Origin of the sequence: Mesorhizobium sp. M7A.F.Ca.CA.004.12.1.1, assembly GCF_003997835.1 — a bacterium.
GTDB lineage: Bacteria > Pseudomonadota > Alphaproteobacteria > Rhizobiales > Rhizobiaceae > Mesorhizobium.
On the sequence record NZ_RZRK01000822.1, the window covers coordinates 1 to 2674 of the forward strand.

The 2674-nt window shown below is 61.8% G+C and carries 4 protein-coding genes and 1 pseudogene; all 5 read right to left on the bottom strand.

Annotated elements, in window-relative coordinates:
* Window positions 1–276, bottom strand: a 276-nt coding sequence (locus tag EN984_RS30175; RefSeq protein WP_164765747.1) for an NTP transferase domain-containing protein, incomplete at its 3' end; no start/stop codon positions are given.
* Window positions 277–331: 55 nt separating this feature from the next.
* Window positions 332–1252 carry a DMT family transporter gene (locus EN984_RS30180; RefSeq protein WP_127269772.1) on the bottom strand — a complete coding sequence of 307 codons (921 nt, stop codon included), beginning with the start codon at window positions 1250–1252 and terminating at the stop codon, window positions 332–334.
* A 225-nt stretch (window positions 1253–1477) separates the two neighbouring features.
* A complete protein-coding gene (locus EN984_RS30185; protein WP_127269771.1) occupies window positions 1478–1837 on the bottom strand; it encodes a hypothetical protein in 360 nt (119 codons plus the stop codon).
* A 120-nt stretch (window positions 1838–1957) separates the two neighbouring features.
* Window positions 1958–2392: a hypothetical protein gene (locus EN984_RS30190; RefSeq protein WP_236383069.1), complete on the bottom strand. Its 435-nt coding sequence runs from the start codon at window positions 2390–2392 to the stop codon at window positions 1958–1960.
* Window positions 2393–2480: 88 nt separating this feature from the next.
* A pseudogene (locus EN984_RS30195) lies at window positions 2481–2674 on the bottom strand (GTP 3',8-cyclase MoaA); the annotation flags it as partial.

The following is a 2674-nucleotide window of genomic DNA, read 5'->3' on the forward strand; positions in this document are numbered from 1 at the left end:
CGTATTGGCCGCGGCCCATTCGAGGCCGGTCAGGATTCCGGCGAGCGGCCCGGCAAAGCCGGGCACGCTGTCGGCAAGCACCGGCAGTCCAAAGCGCAGGAATCGCGCAGAGGCGCCATTGGCGCTGAGCGCCAGCGATTCTATTTGCGGGGTGAAGCGCGACACGACCTGGTCAAGCAGGCAGCCATCGCCAAGCGGCAACAGGCTCTTGTCGCCGCCGCCCATCCGTCTCGACTGGCCACCGGCCAGGATGATCCCCGCAATGTCTCGCTTCATGCCACGAAGCCTGTACGCCAGCCGTCGGAAATCACAAGAACCTTCAATGATCTGGCTAGATTCCGTCAGGCACCATGGTCGGCCCCGTGCTTTCGGCGACGATCTTTCGCCGGCCGACCACACGCTCGCGATAGAGCGCATAAAGGCCGGAGCCGATGATGATGGTGGCGCCGACGATCATCGGCGGATCGGGGATATCGGCAAAGATGAACAGGCCAAGCAGGATCGACCAGATCAGGGCCGTATAGCGGAACGGCGCGATGAAGGAGATGTCGCCCGCCCGCATCGCCATGATGATGAACTGGTAGCCGATCACCACCAGCACCGCGGCCAAGGCCAGCAGGGCTGTGCTGTCCCTCGTCATCGGCGTCCAGCCGCCCATTGCCGGCAACAGCGCCGCACCGACGATGGTCATGGCAAGCGCGGTTGCCGTCGACACCAGCAATGTCGGAATGGCCTTGGGAATTCGCTTGGTGGCGAGATCGCGCACCGCACAACAGGCGACACTGGCCAGCGCTGCCAGCGAGTACATGCTGAACCCTTCGAAGCCAGGCCGCACGATAATCAGCACGCCGGCAAATCCGATGGCGATGGCCAGCCAGCGCCGCCAGCCGACAGCCTCGCCAAAGACGAGTGCGGCCCCCATCGTCACCGCCAGTGGCAGCGCCTGCAGCACCGCCGAAACATTGGCGATCGGCAAATGGGCGAGGGCGACGAGAAAACTCACCGTGGCACCGGCCTCGCTGATCACGCGCAGGGCCACCAGAGGCTGCAGCATCGAACCCGGGCGGGCGAGCGCGCCGCGCTGCCAGGCGAGCAAGCCGACGAAAAGCGAAGCGAAAGCCCCACGGATCAACATGACCTGCGCCATGTTCATCGATTGTGACGAGTATTTGGTGATGGCATCGTTGAGGCAGAAGCCGGCCATCGCCACCATCATGAACAACGCGCCGCGAATATTTGGTGACAGGGGCAAGACGGCTACCGGTTCTGCTAATGCATGTCGCCCAAAAGTGACCTCGGTTTTGGGGAAACGACACGCATAAGAAACAAAGACCTAAAGCGCGTCGCCTGAATCCGTTCAAACGCGACGCGCTTTAGGCAGCAAGCCTGTAACAGCCGGGCGTGAAACAGCAACAGCAAAGGGCTGGGCCACAGCCTTGTTTGTGGCTCAGAAGATCACCTGCAATGGCGGCAGAACTTACTTCTTCGGCGTCAGCACCTCGGTGCCATTGCCTTCCTTGCCGGCGATGGTCCACAGACCATGCAGCGAGCCGTCGTCCGTCATCTTGTAGACGACGAGGCCGATATCCTTGCCCATGACATAGCCGGCCGAGAAGGCATCATCGTTGCGCATGCAGATGCCGTCGGAAGATGAGCCGCCGGTTTCCCAATGGATCGCGCACGTCGTCCCGCTGGTCAGCGTGATGGTTGCCTCGCCGCCATAGGCAGAGCCGTCGAAGTTGGTGCCGGCGACCGTATAAGTGCCGCCGATCGACTGGGCCGCAGCGGGCACGGCCGCGAGACCAAGCAAGGCTAGAGAAAGAACGAGTTTGCGCATGGAGTATTCCCCCTGTGAGCGAAGATCCGCTTCCAGGGAAAGGGTAGGTTGGAACAGACTGGCCGTAAATCCGGCTGTGGTTCGCGAACAAGACTTTTTCTGGGGTGTGGTCCGAAACTTTCACGACCCCTTGAGACTGCCGGCAATGGCGCCGACCAGCGGGTCGTATTTCGACTTCAGGGCCGGAGGGTAGTCGACCCAGACCGTGCGGATGATACCGTCTCTCCCAAACAGACGTCGCTCGTAAAACATCTTTCCATCCTTAACGCCCGACAGCACCGCCCAATCGCTGCCGGCCTTGCCATAGGTCACCTTGTAGCCGGCTTCATCGCTGGCCTTCTCGGCCGCCACAAAGCCCTTCGGCGTATCGTTGTCTATGTTGAGGATGCCGGAGCAGATCAGGCTGGCGCCATCGGCGCTCAGCCATTGCTGTCCGTCGCCATTATCGGGCTCCGGCTGGCGATCGGTGAAGATCTCGTCGGGAAAGGTGCAGACGGTGCCGAAGCGCTCGTTCACATAAGTGAACGGCGCGGCGACCGCACTGCTTGCTGCCATTGTCGCAATCGCCAGGAATGAAGAGTGCAGCCGCATGCTCGCCTCGAGTCATGATCCGAAGCAATCTTGCATGAATTTCACGAAAAGATCAGCCGCCGGTGACGCTCATATGGCGTGACACCGATGGGCGGCTGGTGCGGCGGTCGATGATGAAGTCGTGGCCCTTGGGCTTGCGGCCGATGGCTTCGTCTATTGCATCGGCGACCAGCTCGTTGCCTTCGGAGGCGCGCAAGGGCGCGCGCAGGTCGGCGGCATCTTCCTGGCCCAGGCACATATAGAGGG